The organism is Pseudomonas sp. AA-38, from assembly GCF_029457475.1.
GTDB lineage: Bacteria > Pseudomonadota > Gammaproteobacteria > Pseudomonadales > Pseudomonadaceae > Aquipseudomonas.
The window spans coordinates 1,756,815-1,781,218 of the sequence record NZ_CP120359.1 but is presented as its reverse complement, the minus strand read 5'-3'; the positions used below and the strand labels follow the sequence as shown (position 1 = coordinate 1,781,218).

The following is a 24,404-nucleotide window of genomic DNA, read 5'->3' as shown; positions in this document are numbered from 1 at the left end:
TAAGTCCAACGTGTGATTTGCAATTACGCCGCTCAATACTGCCTTCTTTATGCGGCCAGCACGCTCTATCTTTCATGCTTAGTGTTTGCTCAATTATCGTCACCCGCACCTTATCAGCCGTTTTTTCCGGCTCTACTGGCTTGTAGCTCTCGCAAAGGCTGAGCACGTTGTCAGCCCCTCTCGGGGTGTAGTTCTGAGCGTTGAATACGGTCTGTTTTTCTGCGGGGCTATCTGAGCCGGTGGGCTGCTTAGGTTGCTGCGGAGGCATTGCCCTGGATCTGGAACAACAGATACACCGGCACTTCAAGCAACATGGCACAGTTCAGCAACTGCCTTAACAGCTTCGACAAAGCTTTGGCTGAGTCTCGCTTACCAGTGCCCGATGGCCAGTCGTCTCATGTACTGCGACACACCTTCGCTAGCCGCTTCGTCATGAATGGCGGAAACATCCTGACCCTGCAGAAGATCCTGGGCCACACCACTTTGGCCATGACCATGCGCTATACGCACCTTGCGCCCGATCACCTGCAGGACGCAGTTAAGCTCGGCCCTGTTTCTGACTATCAGAGCTTCTTTGGCAAGTGGCCGACTTAGGCAATGGGTGCCAACCACCCTTGCTCACGCGCTTTACGACGTGCTGCAGGTACTTTTCAGCAGGCATCGGCTTCTTCCGCTTGTGCCTTAGCTGATTGCACCGAATGCAGGCTGCCGCGATATTTCCGGGAACATCCCGCCCCCCATCTTGGCGAGCTTGAAGATGCTCAGCAGTGCACTGGAAGTGTCTGGCCTGCTTAACGGTGATTCCGTGCTGTATCGCGAATGATTCGGCTGAGTCCAGCCACATGAGAAAGCCGCAGTAACAGCATTTGCCGTTCTGCTGCATGAAAGCGGATTTGCGGAGTTTTTGAAGATGGGTCATGGCCAGCGGCCCTCCAATGAAAAGAAGGAATCCGCTGTCCAATCACTGGAACTAGACGGTACCAGCAGGCTCACCCTGACTGGCCAAACACTGCGCCTAACAGCAACAGCGAGTCGAGATTATCCCCGTAGCCTTATTAGCTCAACCCTACTTTCGACACTTCTTCGACACCTTGCATGCCGTAGAAAGCAAAAGCCCCCGAAACTCTAGGAATTTCAGGGGCTTAGGCTTGAGATATGGCGGGAAGATAGGGATTTGAACCCTAGGTGCCATTGCTGACACAACGGATTTCGAATCCGTCCCGTTCGACCACTCCGGCATCTTCCCAAGCGGCGCGCATGATAACAGTTCGATGACGTTTGGCGAAGCTTATTTTGAAAAAATTTCGTGTGCTATCAGGCGCTTGTGAAAGCCCAGGCCGAGGCGGGCTCGGCCTGGCTGGCTGATCAGGCGGTGAGGCGGGTCAGGGCTTCGCGGTACTTGTCGGCGGTCTTCTGCGCCACGTCTGCCGGTACGGCCGGGGCCGGCGGCTGTTTGTTCCAGCCGGTGGATTCCAGCCAGTCGCGCACGAACTGTTTGTCGAAGCTCGGCGGGTTGCTGCCTTCGGCGTAGCTGTCAGCCGGCCAGAAGCGGCTGGAGTCCGGGGTCAACACTTCGTCCATCAGGGTCAGGGTCCCGTCTTCATCGAGGCCGAACTCGAACTTGGTGTCGGCGATGATGATGCCGCGCGTGGCAGCGTATTCGACGGCGGTGCTGTAGAGCTTGATGGCGGTGTCGCGCACCTGGGCGGCCAGTTCGGCGCCGATGATGGCTTCACACTGCTCGAAGCTGATGTTCTCGTCATGGTCGCCAACGGCGGCCTTGGTGGAGGGGGTGAAGATAGGTTGCGGCAGCTTGGCCGCTTCATTGAGGCCCGCCGGCAGGGCGATGCCGCAGACGGTGCCGCTCTTCTGGTATTCCTTCCAGCCGGAGCCGACGATATAGCCACGCACGATGGCTTCCACGGCCACCGGCTTGAGGCGCTTGGCGACCACGGCGCGACCTTCGACCAAGGGCAGTTCGGCAGCCGGCACCACGTCTTCGACCTGGTCGCCGGTGAAGTGGTTGGGCACCACGCCGGCCAGCTTGTCGAACCAGAAGTTGGAGATGGCGGTAAGGATCTTGCCCTTCTCCGGGATGGGTTGTTCGAGGATGACGTCGAATGCCGAGAGACGATCGGTCGCCACCATCAGCATGCGCTTGTCGTCGATTTCGTAGAGGTCGCGAACCTTGCCCGAGTAGATTTTCTTCAGGCTCAGGGTGGTGGGTGTGCTCATATCGGCATTTCCGTCTCTGGCAAACGAAACAGGCGAAACCCTGCGCGGGTTTCGCCTATCGATGATCGGCTGGGCTTGCGGGCCGTTTAGCCGAGATTGTCCTGGATCAGCCCCAGTACACGACGCGCCACATCGTCCGGCGCGATGGTGTTGAGGTCTTTTTCCACGGTGACCTGAACGCCCTCACCGACGGTGGTCAGGCGTACCTGGTAACGCTCGGCGCGGGCTTCGATCTCTTCCTTGCTTGGCTCGCTGCCGAACAGGCGGCGGAAGAAGCCCGGCTTCTCGTCACGCCTCTGCGCGCCTTCGGCCAGGTTGATGTAGTACACACCGAGACTGCGGTTGAGGTCGTCGACGCGAATGTCGGCCAGCTCCAGGGAGCGGCCTACGCCCGACCAGGCACGGTCGAAGTCGGCGCTCAGGTTGAGTACCGGATTGCCGTTGCCGTCTTCGCTGAGGCTGGCGCGGCTCGGCGCGTCGAAGTCGCGGGCGGCCAGCAGGGAAACCGAACCACCCTGCTCGACGCTGCGCGCCATGCTGACCATCATCTCGTCGAGCAAGGCGCCTTCGAGGCTGGCGTTGCCGCTGGCGGCGAAGGCCACATCGGCGGTGCTGCCGGCCGGGCGCTGGACGCTGGTGACGAAGACTTCGCTGGTGTTGCGCTGCACGCCTGGCTCGATGCGCACGCGCACGCGGGTTTCGGCATCGGCGGCGACGCCGGATACGCGACTGCTCAGACGGCGCGCCATATTGGCGGAGAGTTCGTCGAAACGCTGCCAGGCGGTGGTGAACTCACCCACCTGCGGGCGCTCGTCGGCGATGCGAAAGCCGTTGTCCTCGAAGAACTGGCGAGCCAGCGGCCAGACTTCGGCCGGCACGCGCTGGGCCACGATCCAGCGCGAATCACCGCTGCGCTGCAGGCTGAAGTCGCGCTCGTCGCTACGCACCTGCATGGCCTGCGGGCGCGGCACCTCGAATTCACCGGAGGTCTGGGTGTCGTTGGGTACCTGAGCGGGCACCGGCAGCAGCGGGTCGAGACGCTTGGCATCGACGTCGGCAGGCAGCTTCATGGGCGCGGTCTGGCGCGCTTCCAGGTAGTCGCTGCCACGATCACGGAAATAACCGTTTTCACCCCAGAGCCAGCCACAACCACTGGTGCTGGAGATGATCAGAGCAAGGGCGGAGAGTCCGGCCAGTCGCTTCATGCGTAGAATCCTTAGGGTTAAGCCAATACACCGCACTGGCGCATGGCCTGGCGCAGCGGTTCATGACAACGCGGGCTGAGCCAGGTCAGCGGCAGGCGGATGCCGTCACCCATCATGCCCATTTCATGCAGGGCCCACTTCACCGGAATCGGGTTGGATTCGATGAACAGCGCCTTGTGCAGGGGCATCAGGCGGTCGTTGATGGCGCGGGCGATGGCAGCTTCGCCACGCATGGCGGCGGCGCACAGGTCGCTCATGGCGCGCGGCGCGACGTTGGCGGTCACGGAAATGTTGCCCTTGCCGCCGAGCAGCATCAGTTCCACGGCGGTGGCGTCGTCACCGGAGTAGACGAGGAAGTCCTTGCTCACGCGATCGATGATGTCCTGAGCGCGCTGCAGGTCGCCGGTGGCTTCCTTGATGCCGATGATGTTATCGATCTTGGCCAGACGCTCTACGGTTTCTGGCAGCATGTCGCACACGGTGCGGCCTGGTACGTTGTAGAGGATCTGCGGGATGGCCACAGCTTCGGCGATATGACGGAAGTGCAGGTACAGGCCTTCCTGAGTCGGCTTGTTGTAGTAGGGGGTCACCAGCAGGCAGGCATCGGCGCCGACTTCCTGAGCCGCGCGGGTCAGTTCGACGGACTCACGGGTGGAGTTGCCGCCAGTGCCAGCAATTACCGGAATGCGCCCGGCCACCTGCTTGACCACACGCTTGATCACTTCGATGTGCTCGGGCACTTCCAGCGTGGCAGATTCACCTGTGGTGCCGACCGCGACGATGGCATTGGTACCCTCCTGCAGGTGGAAGTCCACCAGTTTGCTCAGGGCATCCCAGTCCAGATCCCCTTGCGCATCCATGGGCGTGACCAGTGCCACCATACTGCCCGCAATCATGCAACCACTCCTGCCGGAAAAATTGAGCCGTAATGGTACTGGCGCCTAGTGTCCGGCACAAGCAAGGATCAAGGGCTCGCGCTGCCTGCGGCATTCTCTCGCGACCCGCGCCGCCATTCCCCTCGGCGGTGCTTTTGGTTACCCTGCTGCCTTTGGCCTGTGGCCCGAGCGTCCAGGCCGTTCATCGCTTTAGGAAGGCTGCATGTCCACCCCCGTCGTTCGCGAACAATTCCTGCTCATCAGTGCCCTTGGCCGCGATGCCATGAGCCTGACCAATCTGCTCAGCCGCGCCTGCCACGAGAACCGTTGCGCCGTGATCAGCACCCGCCTGAGCCGCCATGGCGAATACAGCGCGTTGGTGCTGCAGGTGTCCGGTAGCTGGGATGCCCTGGCCCGCCTGGAGTCCGGCATGCCGGCACTGGCCAAGAAGCACGATTTCTCGGTCAACCTGATTCGCAGTGGCGCGGCCGAAGCACGCCCGCAGGCGCTGCCCTACGTGGCTTACGTCAGCGCCGTGTACCGCCCGGACATTCTCAACGAGCTGTGCCAGTTCTTCCTCGACCATCGCGTCGAGTTGGAGAGCCTGACCTGCGACACCTACCAAGCCCCGCAGACCGGCGGCACCATGCTCAACGCCACGCTGACCGTGACGCTGCCGGCCGGCACCCAGATCAGCTGGCTGCGCGATCAGTTCCTCGATTTCGCCGATGCCTTGAATCTGGATGCGCTGATCGAACCCTGGCGCCCACAGAATCCCTGAGTGTGTATCTCGCGAGATCGCCGATAACCGCTAGGTTCTGTACGGAAAGTGCCTGCGCTCGGTGATGCTTCGTTAAAAACAGGTTCGGAATGCTCATTTACAGCTCGTAAACTCCGCGTCCTCACCTGTTTTTGCCTCGCCTGACCTTCGCTCGACGACTTTTCGTACAGAACCTAAATGAAGGAGTTTCCATGACCGTCGAACTCGACAAACCCGTTGCCGATTTCCAGGCTGTCGCCACCAGCGGCCAGCAGGTCAAGCTTTCCGAGCTGAAAGGCCAGCAGGTGGTGCTGTACTTCTACCCCAAGGACGCCACGCCCGGCTGCACCACCGAAGGCATGGACTTCAGCGCCCGCTTCGAGCAGTTCAAGGCGGCCAATACGCTGATCTTCGGTGTGTCCATGGACAGTCTGAAGAAGCACGAGAGCTTCAAGTGCAAGCAGGCCTTCCCCTTCGAGCTGATCAGCGACGAAGAGCACCAGCTCTGCGACCTGTTCGGCGTGTACCAGATGAAGAAGAACTACGGCAAGGAATACATGGGTATCGTGCGCAGCACCTTCCTCATCGACAAGGACGGCGTGCTGCGCGAGGAGTGGCGCAACATCAAGGTTGCCGGCCATGTCGACAAGGTGCTCGCCGCCGCCGAGGCGCTGAACAAGGGTTGAGCCCGCTTCAGGCATGAAAAACGCCGCGCCTCCCAGGGAGGACGCGGCGTTTTAGTTTGTGTAGGCCCCGGCTAGGTGCTAGACGGGCTCCGGCTCGATTCTCGGCCAGGCGTTGATCACCGCCTTGAACAGGGTGGCCAGGGGAATGGCGAAGAACACACCCCAGAAGCCCCACAGGCCGCCGAACAGCAGCACCGCGCAAATGATCGCCACGGGATGCAGGTTGACCGCCTCGGAGAACAGCAGCGGCACCAGCACGTTGCCGTCGAGCGCCTGGATGATGCCGTAGACGATCATCAGGTAGATGAACTGGTCGCTCCAGCCCCACTGGAACAGGCCGATCAGCGCCACCGGCACCGTCACCACCACCGCGCCGATGTAGGGCACCACCACCGAAAGCCCCACCAGCAACGCCAGCAGCGCGGCGTAGTTGAGCCCCAGATAGGCGAAGGCGATATAGGTGACCACACCACAGATGATGATCTCGATGAACTTGCCACGAATGTAATTGGCAATCTGCTGGTTCATTTCCTGCGACACCTGGGTGATCAGCGCCCGCTCGCGCGGCAGGTAGCCGCGGAACCAGCTACCGATCAGCTCGCGATCCTTGAGGAAGAAGAACACCAGGATCGGCACCAGCACCAGATAGATCATCAGGCTGACCAGCATCGGCAGGCTGGAAAGGGAGAAGGACAAGGCCCACTGGCCGAACTTGCCCACCTCACCGCGCATGCTTTCGATCAGTTGCAGCACCTGGGCATCGCTGATCAGGTGGGGATAACGCTCCGGTAGCAGCAGGAGCAGCGCCTGCCATTCGACGACCATGCGCGGCAGTTCGTTGAACAGGGTACTGAGCTGCTGCCAGAGCAATGGCATCAGCACCAGCATGAACACCACCAGTGCCCCCATGAACAGGGTGAACACCAGCCAGACGGCCAAAGTCTGCGGCACCTTGAGGCGCTCCAGGCCATTGACCAGCCCCTGCATCAGGAAGGCCAGCACCAGCCCGGTCAGCACTGGCGCCAGCATGCCGCCGAGCGTCAGCACCACGGCAAAGCCGAGCACCAGCAATACCGCCAACACCACCGCCTGCTCATCGGAGAAGTAACGGTGCACCCAATCCTGCAAAACCTTGAACATCAGCAATCCTTCAAAGAAACCTTGGCCCGATACGGATCAGGCCTTGCGCAACCAGTAGCGGTAGACGCCCTCGCCCACCTCTTCATGCAGCAGCGCGTGGCCGGCCAGGCTGGCAAAGGCGCGAAAGTCGCGCTGCGATCCCGCATCGGTGGCGGTGACCTTGAGCACCGCGCCACTGCTCAGGCGATTGAGTTCGAGCTTGGCCTTGAGCAGTGGCAGGGGGCAATTGAGCCCGGAGGCGTCGAGTTCGACATCGAACTCAGGTACATCAGTCATCGTCTACTCCAACAAAGACGGCTAGCAGGCCGTTGGAAAACGTAGACGAGGCAGGCAAGACAAGGCAAAAACGGCCGAGAAAGCGCAGTTTACGTGTAGTAAATGAGCATTTTGACTGGGCTCGCACACGAGGCTGTTTTTAACGCAGTATTGCCAACGCAGGTAGTTTTCCACGGCCTGCTAGGATACCGAACGCCTTCGATCCCTGGCCAGCACGACACCCAGCCAGCTACAGTAAGCCCATTTCGCCAGCCAAGAGCTTCAGTTGCATGACTTTTCTGCGCCCTACCCTGTTGACGCTCGCCTGCCTCTTCGCCGCCCACACCGGGGCCAGCGATCTGCCTTCGCTCGGCGACTCCAGTTCGTCCATCGTCTCGCCGCAGCAGGAGCATCTGCTGGGCCGCGCCTGGCTGGCTCTGCTGCGTGGCCAGGTCGCCCAGCTCGACGACCCGCTGCTCAAGGACTTCGTCGAAAGCAGCGTCTATCGCCTGGCGGAAACCAGCCAGGTGCAGGATCGACGCCTGGAGTTCATCCTGCTCAATAGCCCGCAGCTCAATGCCTTCGCCGCACCTGGCGGGATCATCGGCGTCAATGGCGGCCTGTTTCTCTATGCCCAGACCGAGGCCGAGTACGCCTCGGTGATGGCTCACGAACTGGCGCACTTGTCGCAACGCCACTTCGCCCGCGGCCTGGAAGCACAGCAACGCATGCAGTTGCCGTTGATGGCAGCGATGCTCGCCGGCATCGTCGCGGCTGCTGCCGGTGCCGGTGATGCCGGCATGGCCACCATCTTTTCTGCCCAGGCGGCGGCGATTCAGGAACAACGGCGCTTCTCCCGGCAGAACGAGCAGGAGGCCGACCGTATCGGCCTGCTCAACCTGGAGCGCGCCGGCTACGACCCAAGGGCCATGCCAAGCATGTTCGAGCGCCTGATGCGCCAGTACCGCTACGACGCCAAGCCACCAGAATTCCTGCTCACGCACCCGGTTTCGGAGTCGCGCATTGCCGACACCCGCAACCGCGCCGAGCAGTATCCGGCCAAGGGCGTGGAAGACAGCCTGCGCTACCAACTGATGCGTGCCCGCGTGCAATTGACCTACGAGGAAACCCCGGGAGTCGCCGCCAAGCGCTTCCGCGCGATGCTCGACGAGAACCCCAAGCTCGACGCCGCGCGTTATGGCCTGGTTCTGGCGCAGATGAAGAGCGGCCAGCTAGACGAGGCACGGCAGACCCTGCAACCGCTGCTCAAGAGCGACCCGGACGAGCTCATCTACAACCTGGCACAGATCGAGCTGGACATGGCGCAGAATCGCCTGGACGAGGCCCAGCGCCGACAAACCCGTATGTTCACCCTCTACCCCAGCAGTTACCCGCTGCAGCAGGCGCGCGTCGATCTGCTGCTCAAGCAGCGCCGCACCCAGGATGCCGAACGTGCCCTGGACGAGTTGGTGAAGGTGCGCGACAAGGATCCCGACGTCTGGTACCAGGTGGCCGAAGTGCGTGGCCTGAGCGGCAACACCATCGGCCTGCACCAGGCCCGCGCCGAATATTTCGCCTTGGTGGGCGATTACAAGCAGGCCCTGGAGCAACTGGATTTCGCCAAGCGCCGCGCCAGCAACAACTTCCAACTGGCTTCGCGCCTCGATGCCCGCCAGCGCGAACTGGAAGACGAGCAGCGCATGGTCGACCAGATGCTGCGCTGATTCGCCACACCGCCCTCTCCAAACGAAAACGCCGTGCTCTTGAGCACGGCGTTTTTCATGCACCCAGTGTTGCGACCAAGATCGCAACGCCGGGGAGGCTCAATGCGCCAGCAGCGAACCGCTCTTCTTGCCCGCCAGTTTCTCGGGCTTGATCAAGAAGCGCGCCAGTGCTGGCAGCAGGAGCATGGCGCCGAACATGTTGACGATGAACATGAAGGTCAGCATCAGGCCCATATCGGCCTGGAACTTGATCGCCGAGAACATCCAGGTCGCCACGCCGATAGCCAGGCACAGACCGGTGAACAGCACTGCCTTGCCGGTCGACTTGAGCGTCTGGTAGTAGGCCTCCTGCAACGGTAGCCCGGCGCGCAGGAAGCTCTCCAGGCGACTGTAGATGTAGATGCCGTAGTCCACGCCGATGCCCACGCCGAGCGCGATCACCGGCAGGGTGGCAACCTTCATGCCGATACCCAGCCAGGCCATCAGGGCGTTGCCCAGAATCGAGGTGAGGATCAGCGGCAGCACGATGCAGATCATCGCCGGAATCGAACGGAAGGTGATCAGGCACATCACCGCCACCCACAGGTACACCAGTGACAGCATCAGCAACTCGGAGGTGGAGATCACTTCATTGGTCGCCGCCTCGATACCGGCGTTGCCCGAGGCCAGCAGGAACTGCAGACCGTCACGATTGTGCTCGTCGGCGAACGCCTGCACGGCAGCAACGGCACGCTTGAGGGTTGCCGCCTTGTGGTCTTCGAGGAACAGCAGCACCGGCGCCAACGAGCAGTCGGCGTTGTACAGGCCGTCGGCACGGGCGATGGAGTTGTTCAGCACGTCCTGGTTACGCGACAGGGTTTCCCACTTCAGGTTGCCCTCGTTCATGCCCTTGATCAGCTGCTTGGACACCGTGACCATGGAAATGGCCGATTGCACGCCAGGCGTGTTCTCCATCCTCCACATCAGCTCATCCATCGCCGACAGCGCATCGTAGCGCGAGCAGCCTTCGCGATCGGTCTTGACCATCACCACCAGCACGTCGGAGCTGGTCGAGTAGTTCTGGATGATGAAGTCGTTGTCCAGGTTGTAGCGCGAATCCGGGCGCAACTCCGGCGCACCCTGGTCGAGGTCGCCGACCTGCAGGTTGGCCTTCTGATAGAGGAAGCAGCCGACGCCTGCCACCAGCGCGATGACCACCATGAACGGCGCCACGGTTGGGTGCGCAGCATTCGACAGCAAACGCCACATGGGCTTCTCGAGGGTTTCCTCACGCTTGCTGCGAGCGATGGCCTTCTTGCTGATACCGAGGTAGGAAATCGCCACCGGCAGCAGGATGAGGTTGGTGAAGACGATGACCAGAACGCCGATGGAGGCGCCGATGGCCAGTTCGTGGATCACGCCGATATCGATGACCAGCAGCGCGATGAAGCCCACCGCGTCCGCCAGAATCGCGATCATGCCCGGCAGGAACAGTTGTCGGAAGGTCAACCGCGCCGCCATCAGGGAGTTCTCGGCACCGCTCGATTGCAGGGCGATACCGTTGATCTTCTGTACGCCATGGGACACGCCGATGGCAAAGATCAGGAAAGGCACGAGCATCGAATAGGGGTCGATACCGAAACCGATCAGATGGATCAGGCCCAGTTGCCAGACCACGGCAATCAGGGTGGTCAACAGCACGCCGATGGTGCTGCGGATACACCAGCTAAACCAGTACAGCAGGGCGAAGGTGATCAGCAGGACGATGGCGAAGAAGCCCACCACCATGATCAGGCCATCGATCAGGTCGCCGACCTTCTTGGCGAAACCGACGATGTGCACCTGCACGTTCGGGTTGAGTGCCTGGTACTTGTCGCGAATCTTCTCTTCCAGCTCATGAGAGAACTGCTGGTAGTCGAGCTTGATCAACTTGCCCTGGTCGTTCGGATCCGGATAGGACTCCAGCAACGGCACGTCGATGATGCTGGACTTGAAGTTGTTGGCGACCAGACGACCGATCTGGCCGGACTTGAGCACGTTGCTGCGCAACTCGTCCAGGCTCTCGGCGCTGCCGTCGTAGGTCTGCGGGATCACCTCGCCACCGGCGAAGCCTTCCTCGGTCACTTCGGTCCAGCGCACGCTGGGGCTCCACAGCGACTTCAGGTTGGAGCGATCCACACCATTGATGTAGAAGACCTCGTCATGGATCTGGCGCAGCGTCTCCATGTACTCCTTGGTGAAGATGTCGCCATTCTTGGCTTCCACCGAAATACGCACGGTGTTGCCCAGGTTCGCCAGGTCGTTGCGGTGCTCCATCATGTTCTGGATGAAGGGGTGCGACAACGGGATCATCTTCTCGAAACTGGTCGAGGGACGAATCTGCGTGGCCTGATAGAGCAGGAAGATGGTGGTCAACAAGCAGAGCAGGATAACCGCCGGCCGATTGTTGAAGATCAGGCGCTCCAGGAAGGTCGCCTTGTTCATTTGATGGTCGGACATCGAACGCTACCCCTTGTTATTGTGCGGCCAGGTCGGCACCGGTAGCGGTAGCCAGGCGCACACCGCCCTGCCCCACCAGCACCAACTGACCCTTGTCCCCGGCAGCCACGGCGGCCAGGGACTGACGATCCGGACGATTGAACAGGCTGAAGCTGCGTCCGCCATCGTCGCTGCGCAGCACGCTGCCGCCATTGCCGACGATCACCAGCGAGCCATCGGCCAGGCGTGCGCCACCAGAAAGGCCGAACTCCAGCGGGCCGTTACCGGCTTTCTGCAGCGGAATCTGCTGCCAACTGTCGCCAAAATCAGTGGAGCGGAACAGGTGGCCGCGCAGGCCGTAAGCCAGCAAGGTGGCTGGCTGATCAGTGCCCATGACACCGAACAGCGATCCCTCGTAGGGTGGTTTCTCGATACGCTCCCAGGTCTCGCCCCAATCCACGGAACGGAACATCACACCCATCTCACCGACCACGAACAGTCCACTGTCCTTGACCGCCGCGATGGCATTGAGGTGATAGGCGTCCTCGTTGTCCAGGCGATCGCTGATGTCCTCCCAGCTCTTGCCGCCATCGAGGGTTTCCAGCAACGCGCCATAGGCACCGACCGCGAAGCCGGTCTGCAGATCCTTGAACCAGACGTCGAGCAGCGGCGCTTCGCGCTCCAGATCCTCGAACTGCTTGATCCAGGTCAGGCCTCCGTCGGTGGTCGCGAGAATCTGCGCATCGTGACCCACGGCCCAGCCGTGCTGATCATCGACGAAATACAGGGCGGTGAGCATCTGCCGGGTCGGCACCTTGGCCTGGTTCCAGTGCTGTCCCAGATCGTCGGAATAGAGGATATGGCCACGGTCGCCCACGGCAACGAGTCGCTTGTCGGTGTTGACCACATCGAGCAGCAGGCTGTGCAACGCCTTGGGCGACTCGATGGCGAATACGGAGGATGCAGCGGAGGTTTCTGCGTGCAGTGGCATGGCTCCAAGTGTCAGCAAAGACATCACACCGCACAGCGAGAGCGCTTTGGTCAACGGCGAATGAAAACGGAGCGTCAGCTTGCGTTCCTGAGTCGACGCAAGGCTGCATGGGGTGCGCCGCATGACGGGCTCACTCATAGATTTCCCCCTTATTGTTATAGGCGGTGCTGTCAGTTGACAGACGGCCCATCCTAGCGGCCTTTGAAAAGCCCTGACAATCGGTGCGACGTTATGTTTTGTTAAGGCAAACCCGCGTGATTGAGCGCTATTCGTCAGGCTGATACGAAAAGGCCGCTACTACTGTAGCGGCCTTTTCCTTCAACTACATCGCTATCAACGCGTACCGCGGCGACGCAGGGCGGCCGGTTTGAAGTAACCGTCGTCCGGAATCGGCTGGCTGAAGTCGATGGTATTGCTTTCCTCGTTGTCGAGGTTCTGCACATGGTAACGACGCGCCTGCAGATCATGGAACACGTCGAGCGCGGTCCAGGTGGTCGGCAGGTCGTAATAGTTTTTCAGGTAGGCGATGGAAACGCGCCACAGATCACCGCGACCGTCGTACTGATCGACCACGGCAGCTTGCCAGCTATCCTCGTCGAGGAACAGGGTGCGCTTGGAGTAGATATGGCGGGCGCCGGATTTCAGCGTCCCCTCGACGACCCAGACGCGATGCAGTTCGTTGCGGGTATACGCCGGGTTGATATGGCCGACCTTCAGCAGATCCGCGTACTTAACGTCCGGGCTGGTGACCTTGTAGTTGTTGTACGGGATGTAGATTTCCTTCTTGCCCACCAGCTTCCAGTCATAGCGATCCGGGGCACCGTTGAACATGTCCGTGTCGTCGGCGGTGCGCAGACCGTCGGCGGCAGCGATCGGGGTGTCGTAGGCCAGGTTCGGCGCGCGACGCACGCGACGCTGACCGGCATTGTAGCCCCAGGCCTGGCGTGGCTCCTTGACCTGATCCAGGGTCTCGTGCACCAGCACCGCACCACCGGCCAGGCGCGCCGGGCTGGTGGTGAACGACAGGTAATAGAACATGATGTTGTTCAGGTCGGCGAACGAGCCATTTTTCAGGTAGTACTTGAACAGCGCTTCCTGCTGCGAGGTCACCAGCGAGTAGGCGCCATTGCGCTGTACGGCCACTTCCGAGGCGCGGCGCACGATGTAGGTACCGCGGTAACGGGCGATGTGGTTCCACAGCGCCTCGACACCGCTCTGCGGAATCGGGAACGGAATGCCGCCATAGGCATCGACGAAACCGTTGCCGCCGCCTACCAGCTTGGCGGTGGTGGCGTTCTTGACGGTGTTGTCATAGACCCACTGCGGCGCCGAACCGGAGCGACGGGTCTGATACACCGGCATCTGGTAGGTGTCCGGGTAGGCCTTGAACAGGGCAATCTGACCCGGGGTCAGGTTGGCTTCGTACTGGCTCAGGTTGGCGGCGGTGATGGTGAACAGCGGCTTGTCTTCCGGGAATGGATCGACATGGTGCTGGCCGGAACGGGTGTAACCGGCCGGCGCCTGGGTGATGCCACCGGTCCAGGCCGGGATGGTGCCGGCCGCGTTACCGGCCTTCTCGGCGCCGAATGGGGTCAGGGTGGTGCCGAGTTTCGCGGCTTCCTGCGAGGAAACGGCTGCCACTGCGCTACCGGCGGAAAACGCCAGGGCAACGGCGAGCGCCATGAGCCTGTGCTTGATCAGCATGGTATTTCTCCGTGAAGAATCTGGCCGGACGCCCGCTGGCGTCCGGCAGGTTTCGAGTTATGAGGCTTAGAAGGAGTACTTGACGTTGACGCCGATATTGTCGCGGTCACGCATCACGTTGTTCTGCCCAGCGCCATAGAACTCGGTGTACTGGATTTCCGCTTCCAGGCTGTTCAGGTAGCTGGCGCGCAGACCGAGGGTGTAAGCCTTGCGGCCCTCGACGAAGTTGCCGGTCTGGTGCGAGTTACCCTCGAAGTCGTGCTTGAACACGGCGAAGGGCGACAGGTTGACCCCGGCATACACGTCGTTCCAGGTACCCGACATCATCAGGGTATAGCCGTAGGCGTTCTTGTTGACCTGATCATCACGGTCGTAGCCAGAGATGTAAGAGCCGTTGCCACGACCAGCGTAGTAACGAGTGCCATTGCGCGACTGATACTGCAGGCTGTCGCCACGCAGGTGCTCGGAAGCCAGCTCGGCGATACCGAACAGCGAGTCGAAGCTCATGGTCGGGCCGAAGTTGTAGATGGTGCCCAGCGAGGTGTTGAAGGCTTCGACGCGGGTGTAGTTGTGGATCTGGTCACCCAGTTGCACCTGCTTACCGCCAATGTTGACCACCTGACCGCCCGCTAGCTGGGGAGCCTGGGTCAACAGGTCACCCAGCAGGTCGTTGGTGGCGGCGATGCCAACAGGCAGGTTGGGACGGTAGGACAGTTCACCGAATACCGAAGCACTGCCAACTGTGGTGTTGAAACTCATGCCGTACATACGGATATCTTCGGCGTATTCGCGGCGGGCGTTGACGCTGTTGGCCACATCAACAGTGGCTACACCACCGACAGCGCCAGTCAACGCATCTCTGTAAGCACCTGCCAGTTGCGGGTTCAGCGCAGGGTTATTGATGACTGCCTGCAAAGTGGCAACACTGACTCCAGCGGCACTGGCCACGCTTTGCTGAATACCCGGTGTAGCTGCAGCCTGGATCGCCGCCAAATTTAGCTGGGAGTAATCGCCTAGATCAGCATAGATGGTCGGTTCCTTGGCGTGATAATTCACGAAGTAGAAACCGAATTCGGTGGAGTTCAGCTCTTCGGCGATATAGCGGAAAGCCACACCGAACTGGCCATCGTTCTTGGCATTGATATCCGGGCCAATGCTGGCAACCTTGATGTTGCCGTTGGCATCGACGGTACGCCCACCTTGCAGCCCACCTACGCCGGCGTTGCTGAGGCCGGAGTACAAGCCCGCCAGGGGGATCAGCCGGGATTGAGTGGAATAGGCCGTATTGCCCCCATCCGCAAACAGATCGGTCTCGGAGAAGTAGGTGCCCACCGGGTCGATGGCCGACTCTTTCCAGTTGAACTGGTAGAAGGTTTCCATCGACAGGTTGTCGGTCAGGCCGATGTTGAAGCTCAGCGCCTCTACCGGCACCAGCACTTCCTTCACTTCCGAACCGGGCAGGCGGAACTTGGCGGCGTCCACCGGGTTGGTGGTGTTCACGCCACCGCGATAGAACAGGCCTTCGCCCCAGTTGAATACCTGACGACCGAAGCGGCCGCTGACCGGCATGTTGGCCACGTCCCAGTCGCCATAGACGTAAGCATCGAGGATCTGCGCGTCACGCCCGGCCTTGTGGCGGGTCTCGTAGGTGAAGCTGTTGTCGCGCGGGAAGCTCTGGCTCGGCTGGGCCGGCGAGTTGGCGTCGTAGTAGTCGTTGCGCTTGTCCATGATCTGGGTGTCATAGAACGCCGTGCCGCGTACGAACAGACCGTAGTTCTGGTAGGACATGCCCAGATCGGAGGTGACCTTGAACACTTCGGATACCAGGCCGGTGTCGAAGTTACGGTTACCGTCGTTGGTGTTGATGTCGTCGTTGGTCTTGTCGCGGCCCTGTACGCGCCACAATTGGCCGTAGGACACGGTGGTATCGATGGAACCGGTGACCTCGTTGTCGGCGAAGCTGAACTCCACCGCCTGGGCCTGAGCCGCTACCAATAGCGGCAACACACCAGCGAAAGCAAAACCAGCCGTGGCCGGTGCGAAACGTAGAAGGGGTTTACGGGACGTGATTTCCATCGAGACATTACTCCTCGGGTAGTTCTTCTTGTTGGCCCTAGATCAGCGGGCACCTGTTCACCGCACTACGGCGGTTTGAACGATCAAACTCATTGTTTTTGTCTGGCAGACCTATGAGGCACTCCAGCCCATGCGCGCCTGGCGCTGCAACCATGATGCCAAATCAAACGCTTGTCCAAAACCTCATGAACCGCTCAAGCATGGTACTTGCAAACCCAAAACCTGACTGATCATTCACTGATCAATCTACTGGTTTGTAGCGCGTGAACACGTCATCCTGTCCTACGATCCGACACCTTTCGTGACGCAACTCACTCTTTGGCGTGATTCACGAGCATGAGAAATGCTCAGGGTCAAGCAAAGCACCCCAACCTTAATTCGGGTAGGTACTTTAAAGGCAGCGACTTATTCGATTCAGTAACAAAAAAGTGTTACCAGAGCGAGTCAGGTAACACTTTCTGATCTTGCGGCGCAGAGCGAACCCGACTCAGGCCAGGCTCTTGCTTACCACTTCGTAAACATCGCTGGACAGCTCGCCAGAGGCCAGAATGCGTTCCAGCTCGGCCTTCATCAGCGCCTGGCGGGCCGCACCGTACTTGCGCCAGCGGGTCAACGGCGCCAGCAGCCGCGAGGCGATCTGCGGGTTGAGGGCGTTGAGGGTGATCACCTGGTCGGCGAGGAAGCGGTAGCCCGAACCATCGGCCTGATGAAAGTTGATCAGGTTCTGGTTGGCGAAGGCACCGATCAGCGCGCGCACCTTGTTCGGGTTCTTCAGGGTGAAGGCTTCGTGCTGCATCAGCGCCTGCACACGCTGCAGGCCACCCGGCAGCGGGCAGCCGGCCTGTACGCTGAACCACTGATCCATGACCAGGGCATCATCCTTGAAGAAATCGGCGAACATGGCCAGGGCCTTGCCCTGCTCTTCCTGGAACGGCGAGTTGACCAGCACAGCGAGGGCCGACAGGCGCTCGGTCATGTTATCGGCCTTCTCGAATTGCTCGACGCAGGCCGCCAGCACCTCGGGCTTCTCGCTGAGCATCAGGTAGGACAGCGCGATGTTCTGCAGGCTGCGACGGGCGAAGTGCGCCGCCTCGGCCACGTAAGGGGTGGCCCTGGAAACCTCGCGATTGGCCTGGTAGCGCGCCCACAGCGGGGCGAACAACGCGCTGGCCAGTTGCTGGCGGGCGAACTCGCGTGCGGCATGGATGGCCTCGACATCGGCCACTTCACTGACCTCGGTGAGATAGGCCTCACCCGGCAGCGAAAGCATTTCCGCGACCATGGCCTGATCCAGCGACTCGTCCTCCAGCAGGGTACGCAGTGCGGCAACCAGGCGCTGATCCAGCACCAAAGCCTCACCACGCTGATGTTGACCGATCAGTTCCTGTAGCACCTGCACCGACAGTTGCTGGCCGGCTTCCCAGCGATTGAAGCCATCCGAGTCGTGCTGCATGAGGAACATCAACTGGTCGCGGTCATAGGGAAAGCTCAGCTTGACCGGCGCGCTGAAGCCGCGCAGCAGCGAAGGCAGGGGCTTCTCAGCGATACCCACGAAGGTGAAGGTCTGCTCGGCCTCGATTACCGACAGTACACGGTTGGTGCCTTGCGCGGCGCTTTCGCCTTGCAGGCGCAGCGGCAGCTCATGGCCCTGGGCATCGAGCAGGCCGAGTGCCACGGGAATCACGAAGGGCAGCTTCTCGTGCTGCCCTGGCGTGGCCGGGCAGTTCTGGCGGAAGGTCAGGCTGTAGGTCTGAGCAGCGGCATCATAAGTCTCGCTCACCGCCAGGCGCGGCGTACCGGCCTGGGTGTACCAGCGCTTGAACTGGGTCAGGTCGATACCACTGGCATCTTCCATGGCCTTGACGAAGTCATCGCAGGTCACGGCCTGGCCGTCGTGGCGCTCGAAATACAGATCCGAGCCCTTGCGGAACAGCTCCGGGCCGAGCAGGGTGTGGATCATGCGCAGAACTTCGGCACCCTTCTCGTAGATGGTCAGGGTGTAGAAGTTGGAGATTTCCATGTACGCATCGGGGCGCACCGGGTGAGCCATGGGGCCGGCATCCTCGGCGAACTGATGGGTGCGCAGGTAGGCCACGTCCTCGATGCGCTTGACCACGCGCGAGTGGGTGTCGGCGGAGAACTCGCTGTCGCGGAACACGGTGAAGCCTTCCTTGAGCGACAACTGGAACCAGTCGCGGCAGGTCACGCGGTTGCCCGACCAGTTATGGAAGTACTCGTGCGCCACCACCGCCTCGACGCGCTGGTGGGCGGCGTCGGTGGCGGTCTCGGCCTTGGCCAGCACGCAACTGGAGTTGAAGATGTTGAGGCCCTTGTTCTCCATGGCGCCCATGTTGAAGTCATTGACCGCGACGATCATGAAGATGTCCAGGTCGTACTCGCGGCCATAGACCTCCTCGTCCCACTTCATCGAGCGCTTGAGGCTGTCCATGGCGTGCTGCACCTTGTCGATGTTCTCCGGCTCGACGTAGATGCGCAGTGCCACCTCGCGCTTGCTCATGGTGGTGAAACTGTCTTCCACGCACCAGAGGTCGCCGGCGACCAGGGCGAAAAGGTAGGCCGGCTTCTTGAACGGGTCTTCCCAGGTAGCCCAGTGCCGACCGCCCTCTTCCGAGCCGCTGGCAATCGGGTTGCCGTTGGACAAGAGCACCGGGTAGGCATGCTGCTCGGCGCTGACCGTGGTGGTGAACTTGCTCATCACGTCCGGGCGGTCGAGGTAGAAGGTGATCTTGCGGAAGCCCTCGGCCTCGCACTGGGTACAGAACATCTTGCCGGACTTGTACAGGCCTTCCAGCGCGGTGTTGCTCTCCGGGTGGATGCGCACACTGCTGTCGACCACGAAGCGCTCCTGGGTCGGCTGCAGGGTCAGGTGGCTGTCGGTCAGCGTGTAGTCGCCCTCGCCCAGTTCGCGGTCATCGAGCTTGAGCTCCAGCAGTTCAAGCTGCTGACCATCGAGCACCAACTTCGGCAGGCCAGCTCCGGCATCGGGGTTGCGACGCATGACCAACTGCGCGTGCACCAGGCTGTGATCCTCGAACAGCTCGAAGGTCAGGTGGGTCTCGTCGATCAGGTAGTCGGGAACCTGATAATCCTTCAGATAAATAGTCTTGGATTGCTCGGTGCGCATGGCGAAGCCTCTTCGAGGCAGCTGCAAGCTTCAAGCCGCAAGCTGCAAGTGGTGGTCAGGCGGCGATCTCGTGGATGGCCAACTGGTACGCAGTGTATTTGCGGATATTGATCACGCCGGTATCGAACATCAGGTACTGGCCCTTGATACCGAGCAGGGTACCCTCGGCCAGGGGCTGCTTGTCCAGATTGAAACTGCTGATCTTGGCCGGATAGGCCTCGATGGGGTAGCGGATTTCCAGCACCTCGGCCGCACTCAGCGGCTGGATGGCCTGCAGGCCGAAGCGCTGCTGCAGATCACTGATACCCGCGCCACAGGCATCGAACAGTTGCTCGCGGATCGCCAGCAGATCGACCGGCGCGGCGTCGCCCTTGAGCAATGCACGCCAGTTGGTCTTGTCCGCCACCTGGCTGCGCAGCAGATCCTCGGCGAAGCCGGACTGCTGCCGGGTGGCGACGCGCAGAATGGGCAGCGCCTGAGTCGCGCCCTGGTCGATCCAGCGCGTCGGCACCTGGCTGGCGCGGGTGATGCCCACCTTCACGCCACTGGAGTTGGCCAGGTAGACGATATGATCAGTCATGCAGAACTGCTCGCCCCAGCTCGGCTCGCGGCAGGTGCCCTGGTCGTAATGGCACTTTTCCGGGCTCATGATGCACACGTCGCACTGCGCCAGCTTCTGCATGCAGGGGTAGCAATAACCCTGGCTGAAGCTGGTCTTGGTCTTGCGTCCGCAGTGGCTGCAATGGATGGCACCGAGGTATTCCAGGCGCAGCTGCTTGCCCACCAGCGGGTTGACCGGCACCTCCTCGTCACCCAGACGAAACGCATACTGCACCGGCGCCTCCAGGTGCGCCTTCATCTTGCTCAGCGAGCCACGTCCCAGTTCCATCAGTGCAGGGTATCCGAAGAGGTGAACAGCAGGTTCGGCACCGGCTCGGATTTGGACTTGCACGCTTGCTCACCCATATAGCCGGTGCGTTCCTCCTCCGGCAGATTCTGCATTTCCCAGGCGATCATCGCCTGCAGGCTCAGCTCCTTCTGCTCCTGGGTAAGCTTGCGGCCATCGGGCCACTTGCCGATTTCCACGGCCAGCTTGAGGCTCTCGTAGATTTCCGGGGTGATGTTGTCGATGGCTTCGAGAAAGGACGACATGGAGGGTCTCCAGATGAATCACAGGGCGGGTCAGACCCGCCAGATTAGTCGGTTCAAGCGTTACGTCGGGCCAGCATACCGCCAAGCAGCCCGGTCAGGCAGCCGGTGAGCAGGCCGCCGACATGCGCGGCGTTGGCGATGGCGCCGAACTGCAGCAGCTCGAACACGCCAGTCATGCAGATCGCCAGCCAGGCCAGCATCATCACCAGCACACCGGGCGGCAGGCGATAGGCCGGGTTGGGCGCCAGGCGCTGGTAGATCCAGCAATGCCCGAGCAGGCCGTAGAGCACGCCGGACAGACCGCCGAACAGCGAGGGCCCCGCCCACCAGTACTGGGCGAAGTTCGAGGCCAGACCGAACAGCAAGGTCAGCCCGAGCAGGCCGATGGCGCCCTGACGAAACTCGATGCGCCGGCCCAGCTCCCAGTACCACAGGCTGTTCATCGCCAGATGCAGCCAGCCGAAGTGGATCAGCATGGGCGTGATCAAACGCCACCATTGGCCGCTGGCCAGCGTTGCATCCAGGTAGTTGAGGTAGATGTTGCCACCGTCAATGTGAAAATCGACGAAGCTCAGCCAGCGAATCGCGGCGTAGTTCTCACCTGTCAGAGTCACGGCGAAGACGATGAAGGTGATCAGCAGCATCAGAGCCGTCAGCGGGCTACGTCGTAGTTGCACCAGCACAGGGGTGCGCGCAGGCGCCACGGCCTGGGGGAAGTCGCCATTCACATCACCTAGAGGATGCTGTGCGTAGAGCTCACGCACTTGCTCGGCCAGTTCCTCACCGTGCACCCAGAGCACCTGTTCACCGCCCTCCTCGGCCACCCGATGCGGCACGCGCAGGCGTTGCAGCAGGGCGATGAAGCCGCTGAGGTCGGTCTCCAGCGGCAGACGTAGTGCAACGCTAGCGGTCATCGTGGCGCCTCCTGCGGGTCGACATCGACCCAGACGAATTTGCTCGCATCCAGACGCTGCTCATGATCGAGCCGGTAAGCCACCAGCCGGCCGCCGATCACCGCGCTGTAATCCAGGCAGGCCAGGTTCGGGCGGATCGGTGCCGGCTTGCCGCGGCGCCAGTAGTGGCCGACGAACAGCGGCGGTTCGTGCGCGCCATATTTGAGCAGTTCGTCCTTCTGCAGTTCGCTCAAGGGCGTCTGCGCCGCTAGCTCCGGCAAGGCATCGGGCTGGAAGACGATATCGCCGTAGGTCTGCGGATCCTCTTCCCAGAACTTGGTGCGGAAATAGGAACGGGTGAAGCCGTCGCCGCCGGTCAGGGTCAGGCCGTGCGGCAGGCGCATGTCGGTGCCACGCAGCAGGCGGTCGAGCACCATGTTGGCGAAGCTGCCGGGCACCGCCGAGGCCTGGAGGAAATGTTCATCGATGCAGCCATCGGGAAATTGCTGCCTGAGCGGCGCGATCAGTTCGGCGTCCCAGCAGGCATGCACGACGCGAAAATGCCCGGCGTCGATGAACAGGGGCATCTCGTAGAACCAGCGCAGGAATTCGCGCCACTCCTGTGGGTGCCCCTCGAACTGCGCCAGGGTTTCACGGATCAGGCGCAGGTGCCGTGGGCTGTGCTCACGCACGTGCTGGCGGCCGCTGCCGGGCGGTGCCGGCGTGCTCCAGCCCAGCGCGTTGTACTCATGGTTGCCCATGATGCACAGGGCCTGACCGGCGCTGACCATGTCGCGCACCAGATGCAAGGTCTCGCGAATACCCGGGCCACGGTCGATCAGATCACCGAGAAACAGCACCATGCGCCGCGGGTGGCGCCACACGCCTTCCTGGCGACTATAGCCCAGGCGTTCGAGCAGACGTTCCAGGGTGCGCGCACAACCGTGGATATCACCGATCAGGTCATAGCCACGATGGGGGTCGATGGACATTCAGTCCTGCCCTCCCAGGCGGCTACCCCAACCCAGCTTGGTACGGCAGACCTCGTAGTAGTTGTGATCCAGCGGGTGGATCAGACGCAGCTTCTGCGCCTTCTTGGCCACGTGCAGGGTATCGCCCGGGGCACAGGTGAAGTGGTTCTGACCGTCGCAGGACACCTGCGGGTAGATGGTCATGTCCGCCGACACCACCACCTTCAGCTCGCTGTGGCCGTCGACCACGATGGGCCGGCTGGACAAGGTGTGCGGGTACATCGGCACCACGACGATGGCGTCCAGCTTGGGGTGCATGATCGGCCCACCGGCGGACAGCGCATAGGCAGTGGAGCCGGTGGGCGTGGCGACGATCAGGCCGTCGGCCTTCTGGCTGCAGACGAACTGGCCATCAATGTACAGCTCGAACTCGATCATCCGCGTCGACTTGCCGGGGTGCAGCACCACGTCGTTGAGCGCGTCGCCCTGGCCGATGGCCTCGCCCTGGCGGCGCACTTCGGCTTCGAGCAGGAAGCGGTTCTCGGTCAGGTACTGGCCTTCCAGTACCTGCGCCACCTTGAGCTCCAGCTCGTCGGGGCGGATGTCGGTGAGAAAGCCCAGGCTGCCACGGTTGATACCCAGCACCGGCACCTTGTGCCGCGCCAGGGCGCGGGCAGCGCCAAGCATGCTGCCGTCGCCGCCGACGACGATCACCAGGTCGCACACCTCACCGAGCATCTTGCGCGAGGAGGTCTGCAGGCCATGGCCGGGCAGCAGGTCGGCGATGGTGTCTTCGAGAATCACATGCAGATGGCGGTCGATGAGAAAACGCTTGAGCCGGCGCACGGTTTCCAGCACCCGTGTGCTACCCAGGCGCCCGATGATGCCGACATTGCGAAATTGATCCATGGGGTTCCCGCCAGACAGATAAGAAACGAAGGGGGATTATCGGCCAAAGGCCAAGGCAGCGGCAAACCGAGCTATGCTCGCCTGATGATCGCTCCCGACACGCTGCACGACCTGCTGCAGACCTTGCGCACCCCAGCCGTGCGTGACCTGGCCTGGGCGTTGCTGTCAGCGCCCTTGCTGGGTGAGACCACGAACCCCCAGCGTCATCCCCTGCAGGCCAGCGACTGGGCGCAGCGCCCGCACTTGTTGGCGGACTGGCTGATCCGCCAGGACGAAGCACCCGAAGCGCTGCATGCCTGGTTGGCCGAGAAGCCGGTGCGGCGTCTTGGCCTGTACTACGAGCGCCTCTGGCAATACGCCCTGCAGGCCGCACCAGATATCGAAGTCATCGCGGCCAACCTGGCGATTCGTCAGCATGGCCATACCCTGGGCGAGCTGGATCTGCTGCTGCGCGACGCAGAGGGCGAGCATCACCTGGAGCTGGCGGTAAAGTTCTATCTCGGCCCCGAGGCGGCCGACGGCAGCGATGCCAGCCAATGGCTCGGCCCTGGCAGTCATGATCGGCTCGACCTCAAACTGAGCCATCTCGCCCAGCATCAACTGCCGCTGTCATCGCGCCGCGAAGCACGGGGAGCGCTGAACGAGCTGCAGGTGCGTGAAGTCCGCTCCGCTTTCTGGCTCGGCGGCTATCTGTTCTATCCCTGGCCTGGGGGCTGCGCACCGCCGCGCGGCGCCTGCCCCCGTCACCTGCGCGGGCACTGGCTGCGCCGAGCCGACTGGGTGGTATTTGCCGGCCAAAACCCCGAGGCCTGCTGGCAGCCCCTGCCCAGGTTGGCCTGGCTGGCCCCGGCCTTGATGGACGCAGAACAACGCTGGTCGCAGGAAAGATTCGAGCATTGGTTGAGCGCCCTGCCGCCAGAGGCCCAGGCGCAGCTACTGGTGCGCCTGGAGGTCGATGAGACGGGGGACTGGCGCGAGGTCGAGCGGGTATTTTTGGTCAGCGATCAGTGGCCAGAAACCTAGCAAGCTGTTGAAAAACTACCTGCGTTGGCAATACTGCGTTAAAAACAGCCTCAAAATGCTCATTTACAGCACGTAAACTCCGCTTTTTCGGCTGTTTTTGCCTTGTCTTGCCTGCCTCGCCTACGTTTTTCAACGGCCCGCTAGCCCGGATGTAATCCGGGAAGTATCGGCGGCGTCGCTCCCGGATTTCATCCGGGCTACAG

20 protein-coding genes, 1 tRNA gene and 1 pseudogene are annotated in these 24,404 nt (G+C 61.7%); 5 read left to right on the top strand and 17 right to left on the bottom strand.

Translation table 11 applies throughout. The features are described from left to right. Positions 1-266 precede the first annotated feature (266 nt). Positions 267-594 (top strand): annotated as a pseudogene (locus tag PVE35_RS08175) (tyrosine-type recombinase/integrase); the annotation flags it as partial. Here PVE35_RS08175 and PVE35_RS08170 read toward each other — a convergent pair. The 5 genes from PVE35_RS08170 to dapA all read right to left on the bottom strand — a co-directional run bounded on the left by PVE35_RS08170 (position 539) and on the right by dapA (position 4,336). Then, positions 539-844 (bottom strand): HNH endonuclease, encoded by a 306-nt coding sequence (locus tag PVE35_RS08170; RefSeq protein WP_277374865.1) that lies wholly within the window; start codon positions 842-844, stop codon positions 539-541. The pseudogene PVE35_RS08175 and the gene PVE35_RS08170 sit on opposite strands and share 56 nt — an antisense overlap. Positions 845-1,156: 312 nt before the next feature. Beyond that, a tRNA-Ser gene (locus PVE35_RS08165) sits at positions 1,157-1,246 on the bottom strand. 119 nt (positions 1,247-1,365) lie between these two features. Next, positions 1,366-2,235, bottom strand: coding sequence for a phosphoribosylaminoimidazolesuccinocarboxamide synthase (locus tag PVE35_RS08160; protein ID WP_277374327.1), 870 nt, complete (start codon positions 2,233-2,235; stop codon positions 1,366-1,368). A gap of 86 nt (positions 2,236-2,321) precedes the next feature. After that, positions 2,322-3,440: an outer membrane protein assembly factor BamC gene (gene bamC, locus PVE35_RS08155; RefSeq protein WP_277374326.1), complete on the bottom strand. Its 1,119-nt coding sequence runs from the start codon at positions 3,438-3,440 to the stop codon at positions 2,322-2,324. A 17-nt stretch (positions 3,441-3,457) separates the two neighbouring features. Next, positions 3,458-4,336: a 4-hydroxy-tetrahydrodipicolinate synthase gene (dapA, locus tag PVE35_RS08150; RefSeq protein WP_277374325.1), complete on the bottom strand. Its 879-nt coding sequence runs from the start codon at positions 4,334-4,336 to the stop codon at positions 3,458-3,460. Between the two features lie 202 nt (positions 4,337-4,538). Here dapA and PVE35_RS08145 point away from each other — a divergent pair, with 202 nt between their 5' ends. Further along, positions 4,539-5,096 (top strand): glycine cleavage system protein R, encoded by a 558-nt coding sequence (locus tag PVE35_RS08145; RefSeq protein ID WP_268182616.1) that lies wholly within the window; start codon positions 4,539-4,541, stop codon positions 5,094-5,096. Positions 5,097-5,287: 191 nt separating this feature from the next. Continuing rightward, positions 5,288-5,761 (top strand): peroxiredoxin, encoded by a 474-nt coding sequence (locus PVE35_RS08140; RefSeq protein WP_268182615.1) that lies wholly within the window; start codon positions 5,288-5,290, stop codon positions 5,759-5,761. A gap of 78 nt (positions 5,762-5,839) precedes the next feature. On the opposite strand, the gene PVE35_RS08135 is transcribed toward PVE35_RS08140, so the two are convergent. Both PVE35_RS08135 and PVE35_RS08130 read right to left on the bottom strand, forming a co-directional pair. Next, on the bottom strand, positions 5,840-6,901 hold the full coding sequence (locus tag PVE35_RS08135) for an AI-2E family transporter (protein ID WP_268182614.1): 1,062 nt from the start codon (positions 6,899-6,901) through the stop codon (positions 5,840-5,842). Positions 6,902-6,937: 36 nt separating this feature from the next. Continuing rightward, positions 6,938-7,177: a sulfurtransferase TusA family protein gene (locus PVE35_RS08130; protein ID WP_268182612.1), complete on the bottom strand. Its 240-nt coding sequence runs from the start codon at positions 7,175-7,177 to the stop codon at positions 6,938-6,940. A 269-nt stretch (positions 7,178-7,446) separates the two neighbouring features. Here PVE35_RS08130 and PVE35_RS08125 point away from each other — a divergent pair, with 269 nt between their 5' ends. Then, positions 7,447-8,880 (top strand): M48 family metalloprotease, encoded by a 1,434-nt coding sequence (locus tag PVE35_RS08125; RefSeq protein WP_277374324.1) that lies wholly within the window; start codon positions 7,447-7,449, stop codon positions 8,878-8,880. 99 nt (positions 8,881-8,979) lie between these two features. Here PVE35_RS08125 and PVE35_RS08120 read toward each other — a convergent pair whose 3' ends face one another. From PVE35_RS08120 to PVE35_RS08075, 10 genes are all read right to left on the bottom strand, one after another. Beyond that, positions 8,980-11,358 carry an RND family transporter gene (locus PVE35_RS08120; RefSeq protein ID WP_268182608.1) on the bottom strand — a complete coding sequence of 793 codons (2,379 nt, stop codon included), beginning with the start codon at positions 11,356-11,358 and terminating at the stop codon, positions 8,980-8,982. A 16-nt stretch (positions 11,359-11,374) separates the two neighbouring features. After that, on the bottom strand, positions 11,375-12,451 hold the full coding sequence (locus tag PVE35_RS08115) for a YCF48-related protein (RefSeq protein ID WP_277374864.1): 1,077 nt from the start codon (positions 12,449-12,451) through the stop codon (positions 11,375-11,377). Between the two features lie 210 nt (positions 12,452-12,661). Continuing rightward, positions 12,662-14,032: a DUF1329 domain-containing protein gene (locus PVE35_RS08110; protein ID WP_268182607.1), complete on the bottom strand. Its 1,371-nt coding sequence runs from the start codon at positions 14,030-14,032 to the stop codon at positions 12,662-12,664. 66 nt (positions 14,033-14,098) lie between these two features. Continuing rightward, positions 14,099-16,108, bottom strand: a complete 2,010-nt coding sequence (locus PVE35_RS08105) for a DUF1302 domain-containing protein (protein ID WP_277374323.1) — start codon at positions 16,106-16,108, stop codon at positions 14,099-14,101. 487 nt (positions 16,109-16,595) lie between these two features. Further along, positions 16,596-19,253 carry an aminopeptidase N gene (gene pepN / locus PVE35_RS08100; RefSeq protein WP_277374322.1) on the bottom strand — a complete coding sequence of 886 codons (2,658 nt, stop codon included), beginning with the start codon at positions 19,251-19,253 and terminating at the stop codon, positions 16,596-16,598. Between the two features lie 55 nt (positions 19,254-19,308). Further along, positions 19,309-20,145 (bottom strand): DUF2797 domain-containing protein, encoded by an 837-nt coding sequence (locus PVE35_RS08095; RefSeq protein WP_277374863.1) that lies wholly within the window; start codon positions 20,143-20,145, stop codon positions 19,309-19,311. Continuing rightward, entirely contained in the window at positions 20,142-20,405 is a 264-nt protein-coding gene (locus PVE35_RS08090) for a DUF1315 family protein (protein WP_268182601.1), read from the bottom strand. Before PVE35_RS08090 ends, PVE35_RS08095 begins: the two co-directional genes overlap by 4 nt. Positions 20,406-20,458: 53 nt before the next feature. After that, positions 20,459-21,319, bottom strand: coding sequence for a rhomboid family intramembrane serine protease (locus PVE35_RS08085; RefSeq protein ID WP_277374321.1), 861 nt, complete (start codon positions 21,317-21,319; stop codon positions 20,459-20,461). After that, on the bottom strand, positions 21,316-22,290 hold the full coding sequence (locus tag PVE35_RS08080; RefSeq protein ID WP_277374320.1) for a metallophosphoesterase: 975 nt from the start codon (positions 22,288-22,290) through the stop codon (positions 21,316-21,318). Before PVE35_RS08080 ends, PVE35_RS08085 begins: the two co-directional genes overlap by 4 nt. Beyond that, positions 22,291-23,178, bottom strand: coding sequence for an NAD(+) kinase (locus tag PVE35_RS08075; RefSeq protein ID WP_268182595.1), 888 nt, complete (start codon positions 23,176-23,178; stop codon positions 22,291-22,293). Between the two features lie 84 nt (positions 23,179-23,262). On the opposite strand from PVE35_RS08075, the gene PVE35_RS08070 reads away from it, so the two are divergent. After that, positions 23,263-24,201: a DUF1853 family protein gene (locus PVE35_RS08070; protein WP_268182592.1), complete on the top strand. Its 939-nt coding sequence runs from the start codon at positions 23,263-23,265 to the stop codon at positions 24,199-24,201. The last annotated feature ends 203 nt before the right edge of the window (positions 24,202-24,404 follow it).